This is a genomic window from Wolbachia endosymbiont of Nasonia giraulti (genome assembly GCF_048054155.1).
GTDB classification, from domain to species: Bacteria; Pseudomonadota; Alphaproteobacteria; order Rickettsiales; family Anaplasmataceae; genus Wolbachia; species Wolbachia pipientis_C.
Window position 1 is genome coordinate 32414 of the sequence record NZ_JAFEVH010000002.1, and the last position, 21535, is coordinate 53948.

General features: G+C 33.1%; 16 protein-coding genes and 3 pseudogenes. 9 read left to right on the top strand and 10 right to left on the bottom strand.

Annotated elements, in window-relative coordinates:
* Positions 1 to 54: 54 nt before the first annotated feature.
* Entirely contained in the window at positions 55 to 1359 is a 1305-nt protein-coding gene (locus JR312_RS00560) for a molecular chaperone DnaJ (protein ID WP_416647462.1), read from the top strand.
* A 21-nt stretch (positions 1360 to 1380) separates the two neighbouring features.
* On the top strand, positions 1381 to 2019 hold the full coding sequence (gene nth, locus JR312_RS00565) for an endonuclease III (RefSeq protein ID WP_416647463.1): 639 nt from the start codon (positions 1381 to 1383) through the stop codon (positions 2017 to 2019).
* Between the two features lie 129 nt (positions 2020 to 2148).
* On the opposite strand, the pseudogene JR312_RS00570 reads toward nth, so the two are convergent.
* Positions 2149 to 3047 (bottom strand): annotated as a pseudogene (locus JR312_RS00570) (IS5 family transposase).
* Between the two features lie 317 nt (positions 3048 to 3364).
* Here JR312_RS00570 and JR312_RS00575 point away from each other — a divergent pair.
* The 3 genes and pseudogenes from JR312_RS00575 to JR312_RS00585 form a co-directional block, all read left to right on the top strand.
* Positions 3365 to 5152: an AAA family ATPase gene (locus JR312_RS00575; RefSeq protein WP_416647464.1), complete on the top strand. Its 1788-nt coding sequence runs from the start codon at positions 3365 to 3367 to the stop codon at positions 5150 to 5152.
* A 249-nt stretch (positions 5153 to 5401) separates the two neighbouring features.
* Positions 5402 to 6742, top strand: coding sequence for an ankyrin repeat domain-containing protein (locus JR312_RS00580; RefSeq protein ID WP_264330679.1), 1341 nt, complete (start codon positions 5402 to 5404; stop codon positions 6740 to 6742).
* Between the two features lie 136 nt (positions 6743 to 6878).
* Positions 6879 to 6977 (top strand): annotated as a pseudogene (locus tag JR312_RS00585) (IS982 family transposase); the annotation flags it as partial.
* 847 nt (positions 6978 to 7824) lie between these two features.
* Here the strand turns inward: JR312_RS00585 and JR312_RS00590 are convergent.
* Entirely contained in the window at positions 7825 to 8853 is a 1029-nt protein-coding gene (locus JR312_RS00590; protein ID WP_264330680.1) for a class I SAM-dependent methyltransferase, read from the bottom strand.
* A gap of 95 nt (positions 8854 to 8948) precedes the next feature.
* Between JR312_RS00590 and JR312_RS00595 the strand changes: the two genes are divergently transcribed.
* A complete protein-coding gene (locus JR312_RS00595; protein ID WP_341813139.1) occupies positions 8949 to 9320 on the top strand; it encodes a hypothetical protein in 372 nt (123 codons plus the stop codon).
* Positions 9321 to 9602, top strand: a complete 282-nt coding sequence (locus JR312_RS00600) for a DUF2610 domain-containing protein (RefSeq protein WP_341813140.1) — start codon at positions 9321 to 9323, stop codon at positions 9600 to 9602.
* Here the strand turns inward: JR312_RS00600 and dapD are convergent, their stop codons facing one another.
* Entirely contained in the window at positions 9603 to 10445 is an 843-nt protein-coding gene (dapD, locus tag JR312_RS00605; RefSeq protein ID WP_416647465.1) for a 2,3,4,5-tetrahydropyridine-2,6-dicarboxylate N-succinyltransferase, read from the bottom strand. It abuts the gene before it with no gap.
* Between the two features lie 38 nt (positions 10446 to 10483).
* Between dapD and JR312_RS00610 the strand changes: the two genes are divergently transcribed.
* On the top strand, positions 10484 to 10894 hold the full coding sequence (locus JR312_RS00610; RefSeq protein ID WP_006013614.1) for a zinc-ribbon domain-containing protein: 411 nt from the start codon (positions 10484 to 10486) through the stop codon (positions 10892 to 10894).
* 196 nt (positions 10895 to 11090) lie between these two features.
* Positions 11091 to 12890 carry a succinate dehydrogenase flavoprotein subunit gene (gene sdhA, locus JR312_RS00615; protein WP_416647466.1) on the top strand — a complete coding sequence of 600 codons (1800 nt, stop codon included), beginning with the start codon at positions 11091 to 11093 and terminating at the stop codon, positions 12888 to 12890.
* On the opposite strand, the gene JR312_RS00620 is transcribed toward sdhA, so the two are convergent.
* The 7 genes and pseudogenes from JR312_RS00620 to JR312_RS00650 all read right to left on the bottom strand — a co-directional run bounded on the left by JR312_RS00620 (position 12862) and on the right by JR312_RS00650 (position 21491).
* A complete protein-coding gene (locus JR312_RS00620) occupies positions 12862 to 13875 on the bottom strand; it encodes a hypothetical protein (RefSeq protein ID WP_416647467.1) in 1014 nt (337 codons plus the stop codon). The genes sdhA and JR312_RS00620 overlap by 29 nt on opposite strands.
* 180 nt (positions 13876 to 14055) lie before the next feature.
* Positions 14056 to 15202 (bottom strand): annotated as a pseudogene (locus JR312_RS00625) (ankyrin repeat domain-containing protein); the annotation flags it as partial.
* A gap of 250 nt (positions 15203 to 15452) precedes the next feature.
* Positions 15453 to 16061 (bottom strand): guanylate kinase, encoded by a 609-nt coding sequence (gene gmk / locus JR312_RS00630; RefSeq protein ID WP_264331306.1) that lies wholly within the window; start codon positions 16059 to 16061, stop codon positions 15453 to 15455.
* Between the two features lie 35 nt (positions 16062 to 16096).
* On the bottom strand, positions 16097 to 17863 hold the full coding sequence (locus JR312_RS00635) for a pentapeptide repeat-containing protein (protein ID WP_416647468.1): 1767 nt from the start codon (positions 17861 to 17863) through the stop codon (positions 16097 to 16099).
* Positions 17847 to 18827, bottom strand: coding sequence for an ankyrin repeat domain-containing protein (locus JR312_RS00640; RefSeq protein ID WP_264331304.1), 981 nt, complete (start codon positions 18825 to 18827; stop codon positions 17847 to 17849). The genes JR312_RS00635 and JR312_RS00640 overlap by 17 nt, the downstream gene beginning before the upstream one ends.
* A 679-nt stretch (positions 18828 to 19506) precedes the next feature.
* A complete protein-coding gene (locus JR312_RS00645; protein WP_416647469.1) occupies positions 19507 to 20394 on the bottom strand; it encodes an aspartate carbamoyltransferase catalytic subunit in 888 nt (295 codons plus the stop codon).
* A gap of 80 nt (positions 20395 to 20474) precedes the next feature.
* Positions 20475 to 21491, bottom strand: a complete 1017-nt coding sequence (locus tag JR312_RS00650; protein ID WP_416647470.1) for an extracellular solute-binding protein — start codon at positions 21489 to 21491, stop codon at positions 20475 to 20477.
* Positions 21492 to 21535 lie beyond the last annotated feature (44 nt).

The following is a 21535-nucleotide window of genomic DNA, read 5'->3' on the forward strand; positions in this document are numbered from 1 at the left end:
GAAACATTAAATATATTATACTAATAGTATCGTGTATTTATGTGAGGCGTAGTAATGAGTCAACGTTTTAAGTTAACTGGTCAGGAGTTTTGTGATAATAATGATCTGTTTAACGTACTAGAGATAAAAGCTGAACAAATTGTAGGTAAGGATTATCAAGCTCTTAGCAAGTTTCTGAAAAAACAATATAATAAATTGATACTTGTAAACCATCCTGACAAAGGTGGAGACAAAAATAGATTTGATCAGATTTATAAAGCTTATCAAGGGCTAAAAAAGTACATTGAACCTTTGGAGTCAGGAAATCCTTGTGTTAAAGTCAGTGTTGGTGCTGAAAGTAATGGACGTTTAACGGCAAGAGAGTTTCACTATAGGAGAAAGTTGTTTAACGAGCTAAAAATCAGTGAGGAAGAAGCTATAGGTAAAGATTTTGATGGGTTGATTGCTATACTAAAAAGAAATGATTGTTCGTTTGGAGAAGACCTAAAAAGCTATAATGAACTTCAGGCTCAAATAGAGAGGATTTTGCTAAATCCAAATTTAGATAATTCTCAGAAGAGTGTACAAAGTGCAAAGTTAATGCAAGAGTTATATCAATATATAGCAAAGCCAAGCATACAATTATTCAATTATATTACTCCTCTAAAAGAAAAGAGAAGCCTAATTGAAGAAGATAAAAAGACATTAGCATTGAAATTTATAGAGCACAAAAATGCTCTAATGTTAGTACCAAAAATAAGTTTTCTGCCTTTAGCTATATTAACTACAATTACTATAGGTTGCTATTTTTCATGGTGGATCATAGCACTTAATATCATTATTAGTAACGCCTCTCGTTTATTAGTAGGTCATTATATGAAAAAGTATGCCAATTCAGAAATTTCTACTGATGAATTCATAAGTAAAATGAACTATATCGCGCTAGGCAGTAAGCTTCTTATCAACTATCCTTTAGCTGCTTTTTCTGTTTATTTAGTTACAATAAATTTCATTGCTAATGGATTAACTGTTGGTGGAGCTGTACTTGGTCCACTATTGTTATTGGCAGTATTAATTGAAATGTTAGCTCCTGTTTTCTCACAAGGCTGTGAAATATATGCTGACAAGCACACAAAAGATTTACTAGAAGAGGATCCAAGAGATAGAGTGCAAAAAAAGGAGACTGATCTGTTAGGACGGTATGATCCACGAAGGCTATTAATGCCGATAATTATGCCTCTTGTTAGAAAGTGTTTTGCAGAAGTGGCAAGCGAATTTGCTGAGAGGAATTTTGATGAGGTAAAAACTGATATGTCTGATGTTAATGCCGAAGGACTATCTAAGCCTAAAGGAATTGAATTTGCACAGCAACCAGTGTAGTATAAGCTTTTAGTTCTATGCATGGACTCAAAAAAAGTAGAATTAATATTTGAAAAATTCAAGCAATCAAATCCTGCACCAAGAATAGAGCTGAATTATACCAATGATTTTACGTTATTAGTTGCGATAGTTCTATCAGCGCGAACAACTGATATAAGCGTTAATAAAATTACAAAGGAGCTATTTAGTATCACTGATACTCCAGAAAAAATGCTGAATCTTGGGCAAAGTGAGCTGAGAAAATACATAAGCAGTATTGGTTTATATAATTCCAAAGCAAAAAATATAATCGGGCTCAGCAAAATATTGATTGAGAGGTACAATAGCAAAGTGCCTACTAATTTCGATGATTTGGTATCTTTACCAGGGGTTGGGAGAAAGAGCGCTAATGTGTTCTTAAATTCAGGGCTTGGTATTCCAACATTGGCAATTGATACTCATGTTTTTAGAGTAAGCAATAGAGTTGGGCTTGTGAAAGAAAAAGATATATTTAAAACAGAGCAATCTCTTTTAAATGTGGTTCCAAAAAAATACCTGCTTTATGCTCATCATTGGCTAGTTTTACACGGTAGATACATTTGCAAGGCACAAAAACCTTTGTGTGAAGCGTGCACAATTCATGATTTATGTGAGTTTGAATGCAAGAGGTATAAAGTCTAGCACAACACTTCGATATTTCTTGCTTTTATCACCCAAGTAGCTGATCTCTATGATGGTGTCAACCGAGTAGCTGACACTGGGATGGCTTTGTTGCATCGCTTATCGGATAGTGGGTAAAGGATAATAAATTCATGAAACTACCTCAAACTTAGCCATGCCAATATCAGTAAATTTATTGAGTAAGTAACATTTTATTAGCAACTCTTTTTCTCGATTTACTTCAGATCTATTTCTAAAACTAAACCCAAATATTTGCTTTAATCTTGAAAAAAATCCTTCAATATATGACCTTTTTCCATAAACTGCTTCCTTCTTCCACTCTTTCACACCGTCTTTACCACATAATCTAATGGCAGCATTCCTTTCAGCCATATAATCCAATTTTGTATGCTCCGCTGCACGATTTTTCGGTAAAATTTTTGTCTTTATATCATATTTTTTGCACAATTTATAAAGCTTGATAGGCTCTGTCTGCATATAATGCTTTTATAGCATGCTGAAAGCTGAGCAAGTCGCAAGCACCATAATGGTCGGAGTAGGCACCATTGCTATATTGTGCAGCTATAGCTTTTTTACTATTTATACTCAATATTACGTGTAGCTTTCTTACCTGTTTATAACTGCGATACTTCGCTATTTTCCTTACTGTGACCAGGTGTATTATCTGATACTTGTACTGTCTATGGCAATTTCAATATCTTCCATATTGTTTTTATCAACTCTGCAATCATTGATCTTAATATTGAAACCTTCTTGAAGCCTGCGAATAGCTAATGACTGCTAACTACTTGCTGCAAATATCCTTTTATAAACCCTACCGTTTGTCTTAAGCCAATTCTAAAGAGACTAGCGACTATATGCACTAAAATCACAACTTTATTACTATAAATATAATTTCCACCTCGCATTTTGGGGCTATTTTCGTACCAATTTTCTATTGCCTCATTAATAAAATGAAAAATATTTCCTCTTTCTTGCAGAAATCTGTTATATCCATGGCAGTTACTGACCTTCATTTTAGTTGGCATATTTTTCTTTCGTAGGTTAAATGCCTGTTTTATAGTGAATTTCGTCAGTAACTTCCAGTTCTTTTTATCTGAGCTATGCAACAAAGCCCACTGGAATCAAGAAATTTTTTGAGAACAAAAGTTATGCTAAGTTTTTGTTGGTAAGAAAGGCTGGTGTCTGGGCACTGGGATGACAGTAGTGTGAGATGGGGCTACTTGGATGATAGGACCTAATTTGCTATTCACAATCCAATTATTACCTTGTTTCAAATAAATATTGAATTTTTATTTTAATTATATAATAATTAAATATATCATTTAAGATTAAAGATGAGATTATGACAAGTGATCAATTACTAGCAGAAGTACTGAGTATAATTAACGATAAGACATATTTAAATGAAGATAATATAATTCAGGAAATACAAGAAGAACTAAAGAAACAGAATCAAGATCTACATGAAGAGTGGAGGAAAGTTGAATCTGATGTAAATCATTTATTTAGTCAAGAACTTACATTGTTGCACGTAGCTGCTAGAGGTGGCTTTGAAAACGCAGCAAAAGTTCTGGTAGTAGCAGGAGCTGATGTTAATAAGAAAGATAGTAGGCGCGAGAAGATTCCTTTACATTTAGCTGCTGAAAATGGTCATGTTGAAGTAGTAGAATTTTTCTTAAATAAAGGAATAAGTGTTAATGTAATGGATAAAGAGGGCAATACCCCTTTGCATTATGCTGCAGATAATGGAAGTAGAAAAACAATATCAATTCTAATAAGAAAAAATGCAGATCCTTGGTTAAAGAATTTTCATGGTAAAACTCCAGTGAATATTTATGCATTCAAGCATCCTAATGGCTCTGGATACTTAATGCAGCTGAAAAAAGCGAAAATTCAAGGTTATATCGTTTTTGGCTCAATGTTGTTGTTAGGTGCTGCTATGGCAACATCAATTGTTGCGGTTAATTTAATTGTACCTGATGTGCCTGTATTAAAGGTGTTATTGTGTGTAAGTATTTTGTATGCATTTGCATCTATAGCTAAATATATTACGTACAAAGCGGCTGAATTGGATGCTGAAAATGAGATTAAAAACGAGCAAGATTCAAACATAATAAATATTGAAGAAGTGAGTGATGAAAAAAAATCGGTTAATAAAGCAACGCGCTCAAAAAAATTAAATGATCTTGTTTGTGCAATAAAAGGCTCTTCTAGAATAGAGATAGTTGATCCAGACAAGCAGAAAAAAGTAACACTTGATGATGTTATTGTTTCAGATGAAGTAAGAAAAGAGTTAAAAATGATTTGTGGTCATATATCAGAGAAGAAGAAGAAAGCTCTTGAAATGCTAAGTTGCAAAATGCCAACAGGCTATATTTTATATGGTCCACCTGGAAATGGTAAAACTCTTATTGCTCGTGCAATTGCATGTGAAGCTAATGCTAAATTTATTAGCGTTTCTGGATCTGAATGTATGCAAAAATATGCTGGACACAGCGCACATTACATAAAAGATCTTTTTGCAAAAGCGAGAGAAAATGCTCCTTGCATAGTCTTTATAGATGAAATAGATGCTGTTTGTACAAAACGTAGTAATAGTGGACGAAGTGATGAAGAACACAACCGAATTGTAAATCAGTTTTTATGCGAGCTTGATGGTTTTAATCCTATAGAAGGCGTGACAGTCATTGCTGCAACTAATCGTCTAGAAAGTTTAGATGAAGCAGTAATTAGATCAGGTCGCCTCTCTAAACATATTGAAATTCTTTTACCAGATAAAAGCCTACGTGAAAAAATATTGGGTCTTTATACGAAGAAAGTGCCAATGGCACCAGATGTAAATCTAGCAGAACTTGCAGAAGAAACTAATGGTTTTTCAGGAGCTGATCTAGAAAATTTGGTAAATGAAGCAAAACTTCATGCTGTAGATCAGATTTGCGAAGAAGAGTCAGAAGATGAAGAGCTAAAAGTGACAGTGACCATAGATGATTTCAATAATGTACTTAAACGTCTTAAATCTAAAAAGATTGAAGTTGGGAATGAGAATAAAAAAGTGAGTAGCTTGATAGAAGGTTGGGGAAATATTTTGAATTTTAGAGAATTAAAAAAATATTGTGGCTTAGCTAAATAAAAAACATATGGATCTCCTTATTGTAAAGCAGGAAAGTGATTCAGCGAATGTAAATGCAAAAGTAGAGATAGAGTACAGAGAAAGCAGGTAAAATAGTGATTTTAATTGTGTTAGATAGATTTTGACTTTCTGTTCTTTTTCTTACTATTTATCACAAATCTCCCTAACATTTATCTCTCTCTTACAGATTCATTCAAACTTAATTAAGTGGGAGTATTGTTAATGCGAAAAGGGTTTAATTAAAATGGTATGGCGTGTGAGGAAGACATACATCAATTGGTAGAAAGTGGATTTGATATTAACTCAAAAGATGTAAGCGGAGTCACTCTCTTGCATAAGTTTACAAAAGAAGGCGATTTAGTTGGAGTAAAATCATTATTAGAGCACGAAGCTGACTTTAATGTTGTGGACAACGAAAATAGAAATCCACTCCATTATGCTATTATGCATGGACACAAAAAAATTGCTAAACTTCTTGTTAATCAACTGACAATTAATTCTAGAGATAAAAATGGATTTACTCCACTTCACCTTGCTACACTACAAGATGACACAGAATTAATGGATTTTTTAATAACAAAAGGCGCAAAAATTAATGAAAAAGATGCTGAGGAAGGCTATACTCCTCTTCACATAGCTTCATTATACGGTTCTAAAAAGAGCGTCCAGATTTTAATTGATAGCGGAGCAAATCTTGAATGTGAAGATAACAACTTTCGTACTCCTTTATTTTTGACCATTTATCAATGTACTACACATTATGAAAGTAGAGCAGAGATTATAGAATATCTGATAAAGAAAGGTGCAAACATAGAAGCAAAAGATGCAGAAAATAATACTACGCTTTTTCTAGCAGCATATAACAACAAAATGCAACTGGTAAAGCTTATTGTAAAGCAAGCAAAAGCTAGGTTAAAAGAGTTTATTTGCACAAAAAACAAACATGGTTTTGATGCACTGGATTGCGCTATTAAGCATAATAATAGGCAAATGGTAACATTTCTTGTTTCAAAGGGAATAGAAGCAGATGACCAAGATTGTAGCGGTAACACCAGGTTACATAAAGCTAGCTATAATGGTGATACTAAAGCAGTTAAGTTCTTATTGGAGCTTAAGGTAAACGTTAATGCCGTCACTAGATGCAACAGAACTCCTCTGCTACTTGCAGCTAAAAAAGGCCATGTAGAAATTGTAAGAATGTTGTTAGCAGTAAAAGCCAATATGAATATTTGTGATCAACAAGGTTTTTCACCTCTGCATCTTACTATTCAAAAGGATTATTTTGATATAGCTCAGCTATTAATAGAAAAAGGGGCAATTAATTGTAGTAATGATTATACTGCAATAGATATGTTTATTGACAAGGCTCATAGCAAAAAAAATATTGAAGAAAATTACAAAAAATTTTGTAGGTTTTTGATGCTTTACTTGAAAGAGCTACATAGTAAACACAAAGCCTTTTGTGTACTTTCAATCCTAGCTCTAAGCTTAACAATTATAGGCTTACCATTTATTTTCAAGCCTATTATTAAATATAGAGAAAGAAGTAAAATATATAAAAAAATTAGGGCTATGCTGATTTATATTTAAGTATAACAGGAGAACTAAGCTAATATATGACAATTATCTGCTCGATAAAAATGGAATTAAATGTATCCGTTTAGCAGAGTGGCAAAATAAAATAGACAAAACCATAAAAATAAATGGTGTCATGCAATTTGAGCTTCGGCATAGATCCCACATAAATTTTTTGGTACATATTTTTTCAACATTAATTTCGTATTCCATGCAGTCGAAAAAGCCCTCTATTTCTAAGCTTTATTGACTCAGATAATCCATAACTGGGGTATATAGCATTTCTGCTTACATTGATCCTGTCTAAATTTAATCCCTATATCTTTGTTTGATGCTTGTTGTTCCATAATATTCTTCAATTCAAAGAATATTAATATTGGCATATAAGTATGAATATTATGCTAATATAATTACTTTTTAGGTATACATGGCAAATTTATGCCTGGAAACAGTTTTTGGTTATTTCCTATACTTTCTTTATAAAAATCACAGGCGCCTGTTATTAGCTAAAGTAAAGGTCAAGTATCTGGAATTCTGGACATAAAATCCTCCTGTATAAAAAGATTAGAAAAAAATGCAGCGCACATATGACAGACGTGTGTATACGCTGAAAAAGATACGCTACGTTTTTTATTGAAAAGTTAACTGAAAGTCTGCAGACAAAGACAGATTTTGAGCTCTTAAAATATCTCTAATTGTCATTATAATCAGATTCAAAATATGCGGAAGTAATTTTTTTTGACAATAGATTTCTTGCATAACCAAGTGTCATTCTAGCTGGGATCCAACTAAGTTGGTAAACACTTTACAACGTTTTTTGCGCGAAAAGGCTGGATGCCAGTGTCAGCTACTTGCATGACATCGTCTTGGATGAAAATCAGTACGTGATGCACCAAAAATTGTGCATCAAAAGGGTGTCATTTGAGTAACTTTTTTGTTTGCCAGTGTCAGCTACTTTCATGACACCTATTTGTTCCTATGATAGTCTTATCTGTCTATCTTATTTTGCTACTCTGCTGAACAGATACGTTTCTTTTACCTTTTTTATTCTGTAAATTTTTTAGTATTTGTATGTTTAACATAAGAACTACACAAGACTACAAATGGTGAATCAGCATTACCTTAAAGAGAGTACCCATATTTTCAGTTAACCTTAAAAATTCACTGAAGATCTTATTCTTCTGTTCATTACTTGCATTTTCCATTAAAGCTTGCGCTCTTTCCTTTATACCAAACAAATATAAAAATTCTCTTTGAGTTAAAATCTCACAATTTAAGTATTTTAATGAATCTTTTAACGCTTGAAAGTTCACAAGTGCAGTGATGTCACTATTACCGACGTTTTCAAGAAAATTAGTATATTTATGCTGCCTTATCGATTGCAAAGTGCTCTTATATTCAGGATATACATAACCATAATCTATAATCAGGGCAGCTCCTCCGTTATTGACTATCTTATTCTCAAGTTTCTTTAATATTTCGATTCCGGCTAGGCATACTTCCACTACTGCACCATTGAAACCCCCTGTCATTCCAGTCTGGAATCCAGTTTTTGGTCTGGTTAAGCACTGGAGTGACAATGAAAGACTGCCATCATCTTGTTTTATTACTCTATTTTCATACCACTGCTCATCACGATAAATAAATTGGTCAATTGGAAGGGCGTCAAATAACTCATTTGCAAAAAAAATAGTTGGCTGATTTGGTAAGTTGTCGACATCTGTGTGCCAATTAATATCTAATCCCTTTAATTTTTCCTTTTGTATTTTCTGTAAAAGAGGACTTATTTCAACTAGGTGAATGTTCATTGAGCTAAAAAAACAGCTGTATTTTTTAGTAACTCTTATTATATCGTGAATGAGTGTTCCTTTACCTGGTCCAAGTTCAACTAGAGAAAATTTTGATGGCTTTCCTAATTTTTCCCATGTATTCATTATCCACACTGCAATTGTTTCACCAAATAGCTGACTAATTTCAGGTGCAGTAATGAAGTCACCATCTTTGCCAAGTGGTAATTTACTCATGTAATAACCATACTCTTTGTGATATAGAGCAGCATTCATAAAATCACTGATTGATATTGACCCTTGTCTTTTATCAATTAATTTGTGTATATAAGTGAGCATATTATTAATAAATGTTTAACTATAGTGTGCCATACTATAAAATAGTGGAGTATTTATGTACATAATATAAGTTTAAAGGCGATAGTGCTTTGGTTATGAATAGTCAAGATACGGATTATGTTACCCTTATACCTCAAGATGATGGTATTGAATATAAATTTAAAGAAGCTATCAATTTTGTAGAAAATAAGGTTGTAGGTGCCGACGGATTAACTTTAGCAGAAATATTTCAAGTACTAGTTCGAATGTTGAATGGTGACCTAGAGTTAGTAAAAAAAGTGCTAGCATATGCTAATATTATGGTAAAGCATGGAATGAGGTTAGCACAAGAGTCACAATTGAGCAGAGCTGATGTTCGCAGAGCTTTGGAAGGGAAAGAAAGTGTTTTCAATAGGCAAGATTTTATCAAAAAACCACCTCTTGTACCTTCTATAAAATCGGTCAAAAAGAAAAGCAGAGGTCTTTAAATGGTTGAGTCTATAAAAAAATTTACTGTACAGTGTGATTTCAAAGGGCAAAGTTCACCTTTTGCAATATACATAGGAGATCCAAAGGGTGATACTCATCCAATTCACCATCAAGATTCCTGGCTTGCAAAGGAGCGTGGAGGAAACATACCTAATAAAGTCAAAGAAAGTCTGCAAAAATTATATAAGTTATCTAAAGAAAATGGAGTCTCTTTTTCAGAATTATGTGCATATGCTATTACTGTAGTTAGTAATAATGATAAAAAAAATAATGGCAAATAGTTAGGTTCTCAATATTTCATTTATGGAGGTTTTTGATCTTGTCTTCTCGTCTACTTTTTTTACTATAATTGCGCAATAGGTTGAAATGTTATTTTTAGATGGAATGGATCCTGGCACTACTACAGAATAAGGTGGCACTTCACCGTAAGATAGTTTACTCGTTTCTCTATCAATAATTTTTGTTGATGCTCCAATAAACACCCCCATACTAAGGACTGATCCTTCCCTTATTATGACGCCTTCGGTTACCTCACTTCGTGCTCCAATGAAGCAGTTATTCTCTATAATGACCGGAGAAGCTTGAATAGGTTCAAGAACTCCGCCTATTCCCACTCCCCCGGAAATATGGCAATTTTTTCCTATCTGTGCACAACTACCAATTGTTGACCAGGTGTCTATCATTGTACCAGAATCAATATATGCACCAACGTTGATAAAGCTTGGCATTAGAACAACATTTTTACCTATGTAAGCAGATTGGCGGACAAAACACCCAGGAACTGCTCTAATTTTTGAATGGTAAAATTTTTCTTCATTCCATTCACTAAACTTACTACCGATTTTGTCAAACCAGCAATTGGTGTTGTCTATTATTTTGCTTTCCTCAGTGAGGAAATGTAATAATATTGACTGCTTTATCCACTTATGTACTATCCATTCTCCACTTGATAGCTTTTCTGCTACTCTAATTTTACCACTGTCAAGTAACTTAATTACCTCTTTGATTATTAATCTTGCTTCGTGTTTTAGATTATAGTCGTTAAGTTTTTCTTTATCTTTCCAAATATTTTCTATCTCATCTTGTAATTTTTTAGTTGCAAATTTTTCATTTATTATATACATATTGATATCAAATTTATATTATTTTATACGTAAGCACTATGAAAATACAATGTCATAATTGTACTAAAACTTACTTAGTATCTCGTGGGCAAATAGGTGAATCTGGAAGAAAAGTGAAATGTACAAACTGCAATCACATGTGGCATGAGTATCTAAAAGAAATGTCAAGTGAATTGTGCCCTGCTGTTATACAAGAAAAAAAAGCTAGCTGGAGGCAAAGTTTAACTCTAGCTTTTGCAACAGTTGCAGGGTTATGCGTTATAATTGTTGGTGGTATCTTTCCAGGAGAGGTAAGTAAGATATATAAAGCAGTTAGTTCATATAAAGATTCAATAAGCCATAAATTAGGATACAAAAAAGTGCAAACGGAAAATTCAAATGCGAGAGAACTTGTTGTAAATGAGTTTTATCAAGATTACCTTTTTCTATCTAATTTTAGATCTAGTTAAATAGGCATGAGTCATCAATGTTATGCAAGTAACTACACTTACTCCTTTATGGTAGTGTCAGCTACTTTCATAACACCCTATGGTTGTTATGAATCGTTTACTATAGGTTTGTTTTAGAAGCTTACATCCAGAAAACTTGTATAGATTTTTCCTACTTATGTGCTACTATAAGCCTGTAATGATAAAATAAGTGGATATGGATAAGTTAGCATACGAAATCATAGAACATGAATATGATGTGGTAATAGTAGGTGCAGGAGGAGCGGGACTTAGAGCAACACTTGGAATGGCTGCAACTAATTTTTCAGTTGCCTGCATTTCTAAAATTTTCCCTACACGAAGTCATACAGTTGCAGCGCAAGGCGGAATTAGTGCAGCTTTGAGCAATATTGCTGAAGATGATTGGCGCTGGCATGCGTATGACACAATAAAAGGTTCAGACTGGCTTGGCGATCAAGATGCAATAGAGTATATGTGTAAAAATGCTGCCAAAGCTGTTATCGAACTTGAAAATTTTGGCGTACCTTTTTCTCGTACGGAAGATGGTAAAATATACCAGCGTGCCTTTGGTGGAATGACAACTCACTTTGGTAAAGGAAAATCGGCTCAGCGTACTTGTGCAGCAGCAGATAAAACTGGGCATGCAATTCTTCATACTCTATATCAGCAATGTCTTAAATTTAACGCTGAATTTTTTGTCGAATATTTTGTAATCGATTTGATTATGGACAAAGGGACATGCTGTGGGGTGATAGCTTGGTCGCTGTGTGATGGTACGTTGCATAGATTTCGCGCACACTCTGTGGTAATAGCAACAGGTGGTTATGGACGTGTTTATTTCTCTGCAACAAGTGCACACACCTGCACAGGTGATGGTAATGGCATGGTGGTAAGAGCTGGGTTGCCACTTGAAGATATGGAATTTGTGCAATTTCATCCAACAGGAATATATGGCTCAGGGTGCTTGATGACGGAAGGATGCCGCGGTGAAGGTGGGTACCTCGTTAATTCTCAGGGTGAGAAGTTTATGGAACGTTATGCGCCAAAGGCAAAAGATTTGGCTTCTCGTGATGTAGTAAGTCGAGCAATGACAATTGAAATTAGAGAGGGAAGGGGAGTTGGGCCAAAGAAAGATCACATGTACTTGAATATAGCTCATCTTGATCCGGAAGTAATAAAGCTCAGATTGCCAGGTATTAGTGAAACAGCAAAGACCTTTGCAGGAGTTGATGTTACTAAAGATCCGATACCTATTATTCCAACTGTTCACTATAACATGGGAGGTATTCCAACCAACTATCATGGGGAAGTGATCACGTTGCAAAAAGGTAAAGAAGAAGTGGTAGAAGGATTATTTGCAATAGGAGAGGCAGCATGTGTTTCTGTACATGGTGCAAATCGACTAGGTTCCAACTCGCTTCTTGATCTTGTGGTTTTTGGTAGAGCTGCCGCGCTTAGGGCAAAAGAAAAATTGAAACCTGATACACCACATAAAAAATTGCATTCAGACTGCACAGACTTGATAGTAGATAGATTTAATAAAATGAGATTTGCTTCCGGAGAGTTCAAAGTAGCAAAAATACGAAGTGAAATGCAGAACACTATGCAGAAATATGCATCGGTATTCCGTGTTGCTGAAGTTTTAGAGGAAGGTAAAAAAGCTATAAAAGAAGTAGCAAAAATGATGCCTAACATTGCAGTTGAAGATCGTAGTATGATATGGAATAGTGATTTGGTTGAAGCTCTGGAGCTTGCCAATATGATTCCACAAGCAGTTATTACCATGGAATGCGCATCTAATCGCGAGGAAAGCAGAGGTGCTCATGCTCGTGAAGATTTCCCTGAACGTGATGATAAAAACTGGATGAAACATACTATGGCATGGCTTAAAGAAAAGAAAAACCAAGTCAGTGTAGAGATTGACTATAAAAAAGTTGCTGAAAAAACTCTGAGCGATGAGATTGATTTCATCGCCCCGGAAAAGAGAATTTATTAGTTAACCCATCTGGTTTATTTATAAATTGACGTAGTATTGATACATGGCTCATTTGAGTAGCTGGGCTTTCTGTATGCTCCGATTGATTTGACGATCTTTGTACTTCTTGCTCTGCTGAGTTGTTAGCTAAATTTTGTTGTTCAGTAATATTTTCAGGTTGTTTTGCAGCTAGGTGATCATCTTTACGGCTTTGCTTATCGTTGGTTAATTCCTTAACGGACTTCCTAATGCCGCTAAGTCCCAAAGTGAATATCAGACAGACCACTCCTGTTATAGCTATGATGGGTAACGCTGCTCCCATTGCAATTTGTCCTTGAAAGCAAGAAAATGTTACCATTGTAATAATAGTAGTTGCTACTGTGATTGCTAACAATACACTAGCTCTTCTGCCAGGATCAATGCATTTCCATGCAGCTTTGAGGCCATCTCCTGTTTTGTGTAGAATATGCTGACATTTTTTTGAAAAAGTTCTAACGTTATATTTTTTTTCAAGTTTTTTCCTTAGTTCTTTAGCTTTTACCTTTCCTTCTTGTGGAGTTTTTGAGTAATTTTCTAAATTACGTAAAGTGCAATAATATTTTTCAGTATGAAATTCTCGATCTTTTAGTTTCAGAGAACGGGAATCAGCACCTATTTCTAGCAGCTTTGCACAAAACTTTGTTGTATTGTCGTACTTTTTCCCTAGATCAAAAATTGTTTTCATTTGCGAAAGGTGGTTGCCTTTTTCTGCTTTTTTTGTTAGTGATACTTGTAGCGGTGTTTGTCCTTCTTCGTTAATGGCCTTTATGGCCTTACCCAACTGATCTTCAGATATTTCTTTTTCTTTTACTAAACTGGAAATCAACTCCAAACATGCAACCTTTTGTTCTCCTTTTAGCGAAGCAATGTGATGCAGAATATTATTACCCTCTTTATCTTGAGCAGTGATATCAGCGCCATTTTGGAGAAATAACTCTAAGGCTTTATATCTATTTGTTTTTTTCAAATTTTTTATCTGTACATGATCGATTCTCATTTTTTTCTTTTATATGCTGGAATAACTGATGTAGAGGTGTTTGTTTTGCTGTATTTTCAGCATTTATAGCTTTTTTAAACTGTGCTTTAAGATACTCTTTTTCTTCCTCCTTACTTACATTTAATATTATATTTGAAAATTCAAACTTTCGTTTTTGCTTTAATTCTAAAACTATTAGATGTAAAGCATTATTACCATCTGTATCTTTCAGGCTAATATCTGCCCCTTTTTGCAATAACTCTTCAAAACGTTCTTTATCATTATCTTTAATTGCTAAATGTAGTTGATAATTATCATTACTATCTGGAGTATTTATGGTATGGGCTATAACTTCTTCAACTTTTGTTTTTATTTCTGGTTTTCGCTCAGCCAATTTTTCTAAAAATTTAAGATAGTATTCATTTTGCTTTTTAGATAATTTTTCTAAATCCTCTGTAGGTAAGCTTAGCTTGGCTCTATACTTTAACAATTTTACAAGAAACTTAAGTGTGTTATCGTTATCTTGGATTGTGTGAGAATCATGTTTCCCTTTTTTTATCTTGTTAATTAGTGCTACCTGAAAAGGAGTCTTTCCTTCTTGATTTTCACTATCAACAAGTTGTACTAAATTTTTCTCGTTAGCTATTTTTATCAAGGTATCTAGAAACTTAAGCTTTTGTTTCTTTTTGAGCGATGCAATAAGGTGTAAAATATTATTTACTTTTTTATCTGTTATGCCACTGACATTTGTGCAATCTTTTAGGTATTTTCTAAATTTCCTGTTGTTTCCATTTTGGATTGCATTTAGTAACTGGTCATTATCAGAATCCGATATTCCATTTATTCTATCTTCAAAATCGCTATCAGAATCTGATATTCCGTTCATTTCATCTTCAAAATCGCTACCGTAGCCACTGTCTTGTTCATTGTATCTACTCAAACAACTTTTAGTGATTTCAGAAATTACTTGGTTTTTTGTTTCATTTGATATTCTTTTTGATCGTTCTATTACTTCACCTAGCACTGGAAGGAAACATTGGACATAATATCTGTGATATTTTTCCTGTTCTCTAAGCGATTCTTCTAATTTAGTTAATACTTCAGGACTAGCGCCTTCCTTAAATAACCTTTTACATTCCTTGAGTGTTCCATCTCGACTTCTTGGTTTTTCATGCTTATGTTTTTCTTTTTTTACCTTTCTCTCTATAATATTAGACAATTGCTTGCCTTTTTTATCTTGCTCTGGTTTTTCATTTTTGTTTATACATTTGTCTAGTTTATTTGCATTACTAACTAATACACTTGAATCTATAACCATATAAAAACCTCAATATTAAAGCTATTTGGCGTTAGCGCTTCAACTAACAGCCTATTGAATTGGACTTTTAAATTGAGCTAGATGTTATCGAAATATAGGTGGAAAGCTAGTTTCTATTAGAAAATCTGTTGTCATAATTAAATCCCCACTTTAGCACTTGTCTACTATTTTAACTATTTTATCTTAAAAAATAATAAATGTGGCTAAACTGTGAAGCGTGAATGCTGCTAAAAGAGATAAACAAATATTTTTATAGATCTTTCGGGCTTTGTTTTTCTTCTAATTTTTTAATCCTTTCTTTATTTAGTATTGATTTTATCTCTTCTACGCTTTTATCAAGATCATCATTAACTATGACGTAATCATATTTATTACTTTTACTTATCTCTTTTTGGGCTTCGGATAATCTTCGCTCTATTTCAATTTCATCATCACTATTACGCCTTTGTAGACGCAGTCTAAGCTCTTCCATTGAGGGAGGTAGTATAAAAACACTTACAACTTTTTCTCTTAAGATTTCAAATAAATGAAATGCTCCTTGCCAATCTATATTCAGTAAAACACTTATGCCACTACTCAGGTTTTGTTCTATAAAATCTTTTGGTATACCGTAAAAATTTTCAAAAACTTTAGCATATTCAAGCATTTGACCAGCCTTACATAGTTCATGAAACTTTTCTTCAGTAACGAAAAAATAGTCTTTTCCATTTACTTCACCGGGACGAGGTTTGCGTGTAGTTACAGAAATAGACATAACTAAATCGGTTGATTGCTCAAGTAATTTTTCTGATATAGTAGTTTTTCCAGCTCCAGAAGGAGAGGATAGAATCAGTAGTATGCCCTCATTTTTTACGGTCATTTTTCTTTATTTAACAAGTACATTATAGAGCTTTTTTAAGACTTTGTATTTTTTGAATCAAAGTTTAAAAGACTAGAGCCCTCTAAATTAGAATTTGATAAATTGGCATCAATAAGAGAGGAATTATCAAAGACAGTATAACGTAAATCGGCTTTTTCAAGATTTGCCTTATTCAAATTAACGTTTACAAACTTTGCTCTACTTAATATTGAATTAGAAAAATTAGCATTTTCTAAATTCATGTCTTTAAACTCAAAGTAAGAATAATTTACATCAAATTTTTCACCCTGCGATATTTTCTCTTGCAGATCTTTAATTGAAGTTATAGCACTCTCTAGACCTGTAATTTTGCTCTGTCCCTGATTGTCAATCAAAATTGAATTATCAAATTTGCAATCTGTTAAATGAATATCAGCAATTGAACTTTTATATATGCTTGAAGAGAGAAAAGACATATCACTTATTGTCGAATCACTCAAATTGCTAAGAAAAAAACTAGTCTTTCTAAAGGTATTATCATAAAACACGGAGAATTTGAAATCACTTTCAATAAAATTTGAATTAGTGACTTTTAAGTTAGACCAGCTCGAATTATCAGCTAATAATTTGAAGAATATTGAATTTTCTATCTCACTGAAGTCAATACTATGGTGGGAAAGAGTACTATTATAAATTTGAGAGTCTTGAATTTTTGTCTTATACATTGAAGTTGTGGAAAGATCTGAATCTTCTATTTTTGCAGAGGCAAACAATGAATGGTCAAAGAACGAACCATTCATGTCAGAATTCACAACTTTAGTATTATGAAACTTTCCATGACAAATGTTAGCGTTATAGGTATTAACTTTATGCAATTCACTAAAACTAAAATCAATATTAGATAAATCAGCATCCTGAAGGTCTGATTCGAAAACATATGCATGTTTTATCTTGGAACCATTTAGTATAGATTTAATGAAGTTTGAATTATCCCCTTTCACATAGGAAATTTGTGAATTGCTTAAATTGGCTTTTTCAAAGTTACTATCAACTATAATAGAAGCATTAAAATAGGCGTTCGAAAGATTGCTACCTGTAAAATCCAATTTTTTTATTTTAGCACCGTATATATTAGCGTTTTTTAGTGAAGAGAATTGTATCTTGAGCTTGTGTGCATCCACTCCAAAGAAACTTGCATTGTCGAAATTATTCTTCTGCATAACAGTGTCGTTTATTTCACTATCACTAAAATTGATGTAGCTGGCACTTGAGTTTGATAAATTGGAGAAATTCATTTTTACATTTAAGAATTTGGTATGCAAACCAATTATATTACGCATACTTACTTTGTTGAGATTAGAATTGACAAAATCAGCATAACTGATATTAGATTGATCAAATATGATATCTGTTAGATTTGTAGAAGCAAATTTTGAAAAACTTAAATTTGTGCCTTGTATTTTAACACCATGTAAATTAGCATTGGAAAAATTAGCACCACGCAAATCAACATCGATAAAAGACACATCTGATAAATCGGTGTTAGAAAAATCGGCACCAATTAAACTTACTCCATCAAAAATAGATTTGCTTAAATACAATTGACTAAAATTAGCACCATTTAAATTAGGACCAAAACCTTTCTTAAAATCTTGTGGTATGCCTGCTTTGTTGCACTGTACTAAAAATTTAGCAAAATCTTTTGTATTGTAAGATACGTATTTTACATCGTGCAGAGCACTTAAAAAATCATTGATTGCATCATCTCCATAGCATAAATGACCAACTAAAATTAATATCAAAAGTCTAATTATCTTTTGCATCGCAGGTACTTTCTTTTGTTTTTATAGCAAAATTATACATCTCTGAGTCTTCTTCATTGTTTATTTCTTTATCCTCTAAAAGGTATGGCATCATTTCAGCAATTGCATTTATTATATCGATCTGCTTTTTCTCAATTGCTATGTCAATAGGGGACTTAAAATTATTATCAACTACTCTAGGATCAGCACCTTGTAATAAGAGAAAGCGAACTGTGTCTATTTGACCTTGTTTCACTGCATAAATTAGAGGAGTATCACCCAATTTATTTCTAAATCTTAGTATTTCTTGAATTGTTAATCCAATTTTTTCTAGCTTATTTATTACTCCTCTTAGACAAATTAAGTTGCCCTTCTTGATGCAGTAAAAAAATTGCTTACTGTAATCATCAGTAAATATAGTTTTAGGAAGGTGCTCGTTTAGGCTATCATATTGTCTTTTATATATAGACTTGCTTTTATGGTTCCATTCTTTTTTTATTTCTTTGTTTAGCTTTGTCCATTTTTCGCTTTCTTCATTTTCTTTGTTCACAGGTGTTATATTGTCAGGCTGTTCTTCTTTCTTTTTCTCTGTGAATTGGCTTGTTGAAAGTAGTTCGGTGTCTTTTTTGCTAATCTCCTCTTCAGGCTGTAGGTTTGTTTGATTATTGTGACTGATTTTCTTCTCTTCAGGTTCTTCTTTTTTTTCTTCCAATAAAGGACTTATTGAAAATTCGGTATCTTTTATATTAGTCTCCTCTTCAGACTGTAGGTTTGTTTGATTACTTGAAGGTACTTCTTCATTGATTACATTTGTTGGGTCTGTGCTTTCTTTGAGTTCGCCCAGAAGCGGAGAAGTTTTTTCAGCATCAGTGTTGCTTTTCGATACGTCTTCTTGATTTATATTTTCTTCAGGTTGCTCTATAGCAAACAGGTTAGATGATAAAAATATAGCAACTAATAGTATGAAATATAAAGTATTCTTCATAAATATTATGATTAATTAAAATGATACTATAATCAAATGATTAATCTACAGTAAAAAATGCCTTAGGGTTTTATTTATAAAAAACATTTGTATTACCTTTTCTATACGAGTAGAATTTTGCAAAGACTGAATATCAAAGTTTTTCCCATTTATTTAGGTTTTACCTTAAATTGTCATTGGAGTAGCTGACACTGTTTTTTTTCTGGATTCCAGCGTCACGCGCTGGAATGACACCTTCATAATGTTATTCCATTTCTCTTGTCATCCCAGTACTTGATACTGGGATCCATTTTCCATCATCATTAGAAACGTTATATTTTAGCATAACTTTTATGCTCGCAAATTTAACTGGATGCCAGTGCTGGCTACTTTTATGACATCTATCATTTTATGTTTATAGTATTTTTTGCAAATAAACGTTCGTAGTTGTAAATTAAATGCAAAAAAATACTTGACACATTTGGTAGTTTAATTATTATTAGTGAGAATGAGGGTATTTTAGAGCTCGAAATTCACCTTGTTCAAGTCTGCAGACTTTTCAATTAATCTCTCAATAAAAAAATATAGCACAGTCTACTTCAGTGCATACTTAATTTCTGTCATGAGGTGTGTTATATTTTTCTAAATCGTTTTTTATAGGAGGATCATTATGCCTAAAATTCCCTAAAATTAATTAAAGTTAAACATTAATTAAATAGTGCAGTACTGCCTTACGCGTTGCTAATCCAAACTTTACTTGCCGTAAAATAACACAATCTGCTATATCATTGCTAGTTTCGATACCTCTATTTATTGGTCCTGGGTGCATAACAATTGCATCGGGTTTTGCATGCGATAGTTTTTGTGCATCAAGTCCATACAAATGAAAATATTCTTTTTCTGAAGAATTATTATTCATACGCTCTTTCTGCAACCTCAAGAGCATAATTACATCAGCATCCTTTATACCTTCGATTAATGAATAATGAAGTGAATCTACTTCAGAAAAATGCTTACACATCAAAGCTGGTGGTGCAACTAAGCTTATTTTTGCTCCAAACATTTTTAGCAATCTTATATTTGATCTTGCAACTCTACTGTGCAAAATATCTCCACATATAACAATTTTGAGGTTTTTTATTTGCTTTTTATGATTGATAATTACAAGATAATCTGCAAGAGCTTGAGTTGGATGTTCACTGCTTCCATCGCCTGCGTTGATTAGCGAGCAGTTGACATGCTTTGCCAATGTATTAATAATACCACTACTTTTATGCCTGATTATCATATAGTCAGGATTCATTGCATTTAGTGTTTTTATCATATCTTTTAGATCTTCCCCTTTGTTAATAGAAGAAGATTTTATTGGTAAAGTTATAACATTTGCTCCAAGGCTTTTTGCTGCTATTTCAAAAGATGCGAGCGTACGTGTTGAATCTTCAAAGAATAGGTTTATGACTATTTTATTTTTCAGAACATGACTATTTTCAACTTTTTCTTCAAGGTATTGGTTGGCTAATTTAGTTATATTTTCTACATCACCGATTGTGAGGTCTGAGATATTTAATAAATTCCTTCTTTTGTCCATAGCTCCTTTTTTGAGCTTATTCTACTTTCTTAATTTCAATTACACAACTGTAAAGTAAAGTAGAAGGAAGCTATAAAATTTTATTTCCACTTACATTCATCTGCTATCATCACAGCCTCAAAAAGGTGCTTCTCAAGCTCACTTATAGGTAGATCACTTTGTGGATAATTTCCCCAAGATTTTAATGTATCAGAAGTTTCAATACCTTCAACAATGGGATATTCTTGATTTTTTTTAGCATATAATTCTTGAGCCTGCCTGCTTACAAAAAACTCCAATAAAGCTATGGCATTTTCTCTGTGTTTTGCGTTTTTTGTTACTGCTGCACCACTAAGATTCACCATTACACCATCACTCGGGAAGAAAGCTCCTAACTTTTCTGTGATATTCTTTTCATTTTCTGATGAAAGGATTCTTGCAAAGTAGTAGCTGTTTACTATTGCAACATTGCCTTCATCAGCGGCTACAGCATAAATTTGATCTGTGTCACCACCGCTTGGTTTTCTTGCCATGTTGCTTACAATTCCACTAACCCATTCTTTTGTTTTTTCAAAACCATTTTTTGCAATCATAAAAGCGATCAATGATCGGTTATATGGACTTGTGGAAGAGCGTACTAATATTTTCCCTTTCCATTTTTCATCCGCTAAATCTTCATAGGTACTTAATTCCTTAGGATCTACTGATTCTTTATTATAAACCAATATTCTAGCTCTTTTTGTGAGACCAAACCAATAATCTTCATTATCTCTAAATTTTGCAGGTATGGCATTTTTTAGAGTCTCTGAATCCACTCGAGATAAGAGCCCTCTTTTTTTGGCTAAAATCAAATTCACCGCATCTGCAGTTAAAAACAAATCAGCTTCACCACCATTTTCCATGCGTGAAAGCAATTGAGAATAATCGTCAATGATATAACGTACCTTGATGCCAGTGGTTTTTGTAAAATCATCAAATAAACTATGTACTAATTCTTCTTTACGTGATGAATAAACGTTTACTACTTGTGAATCATCAATTCCGCTATTTTTATATAAAAAATTAACGACTATCAATACAGCCGCTACTAAAAATATAAATATTAAACCTTTTTTCATAAACAAACCCCTTTAGCTTAAGGTACTCAAATAGCGAGGCCTGA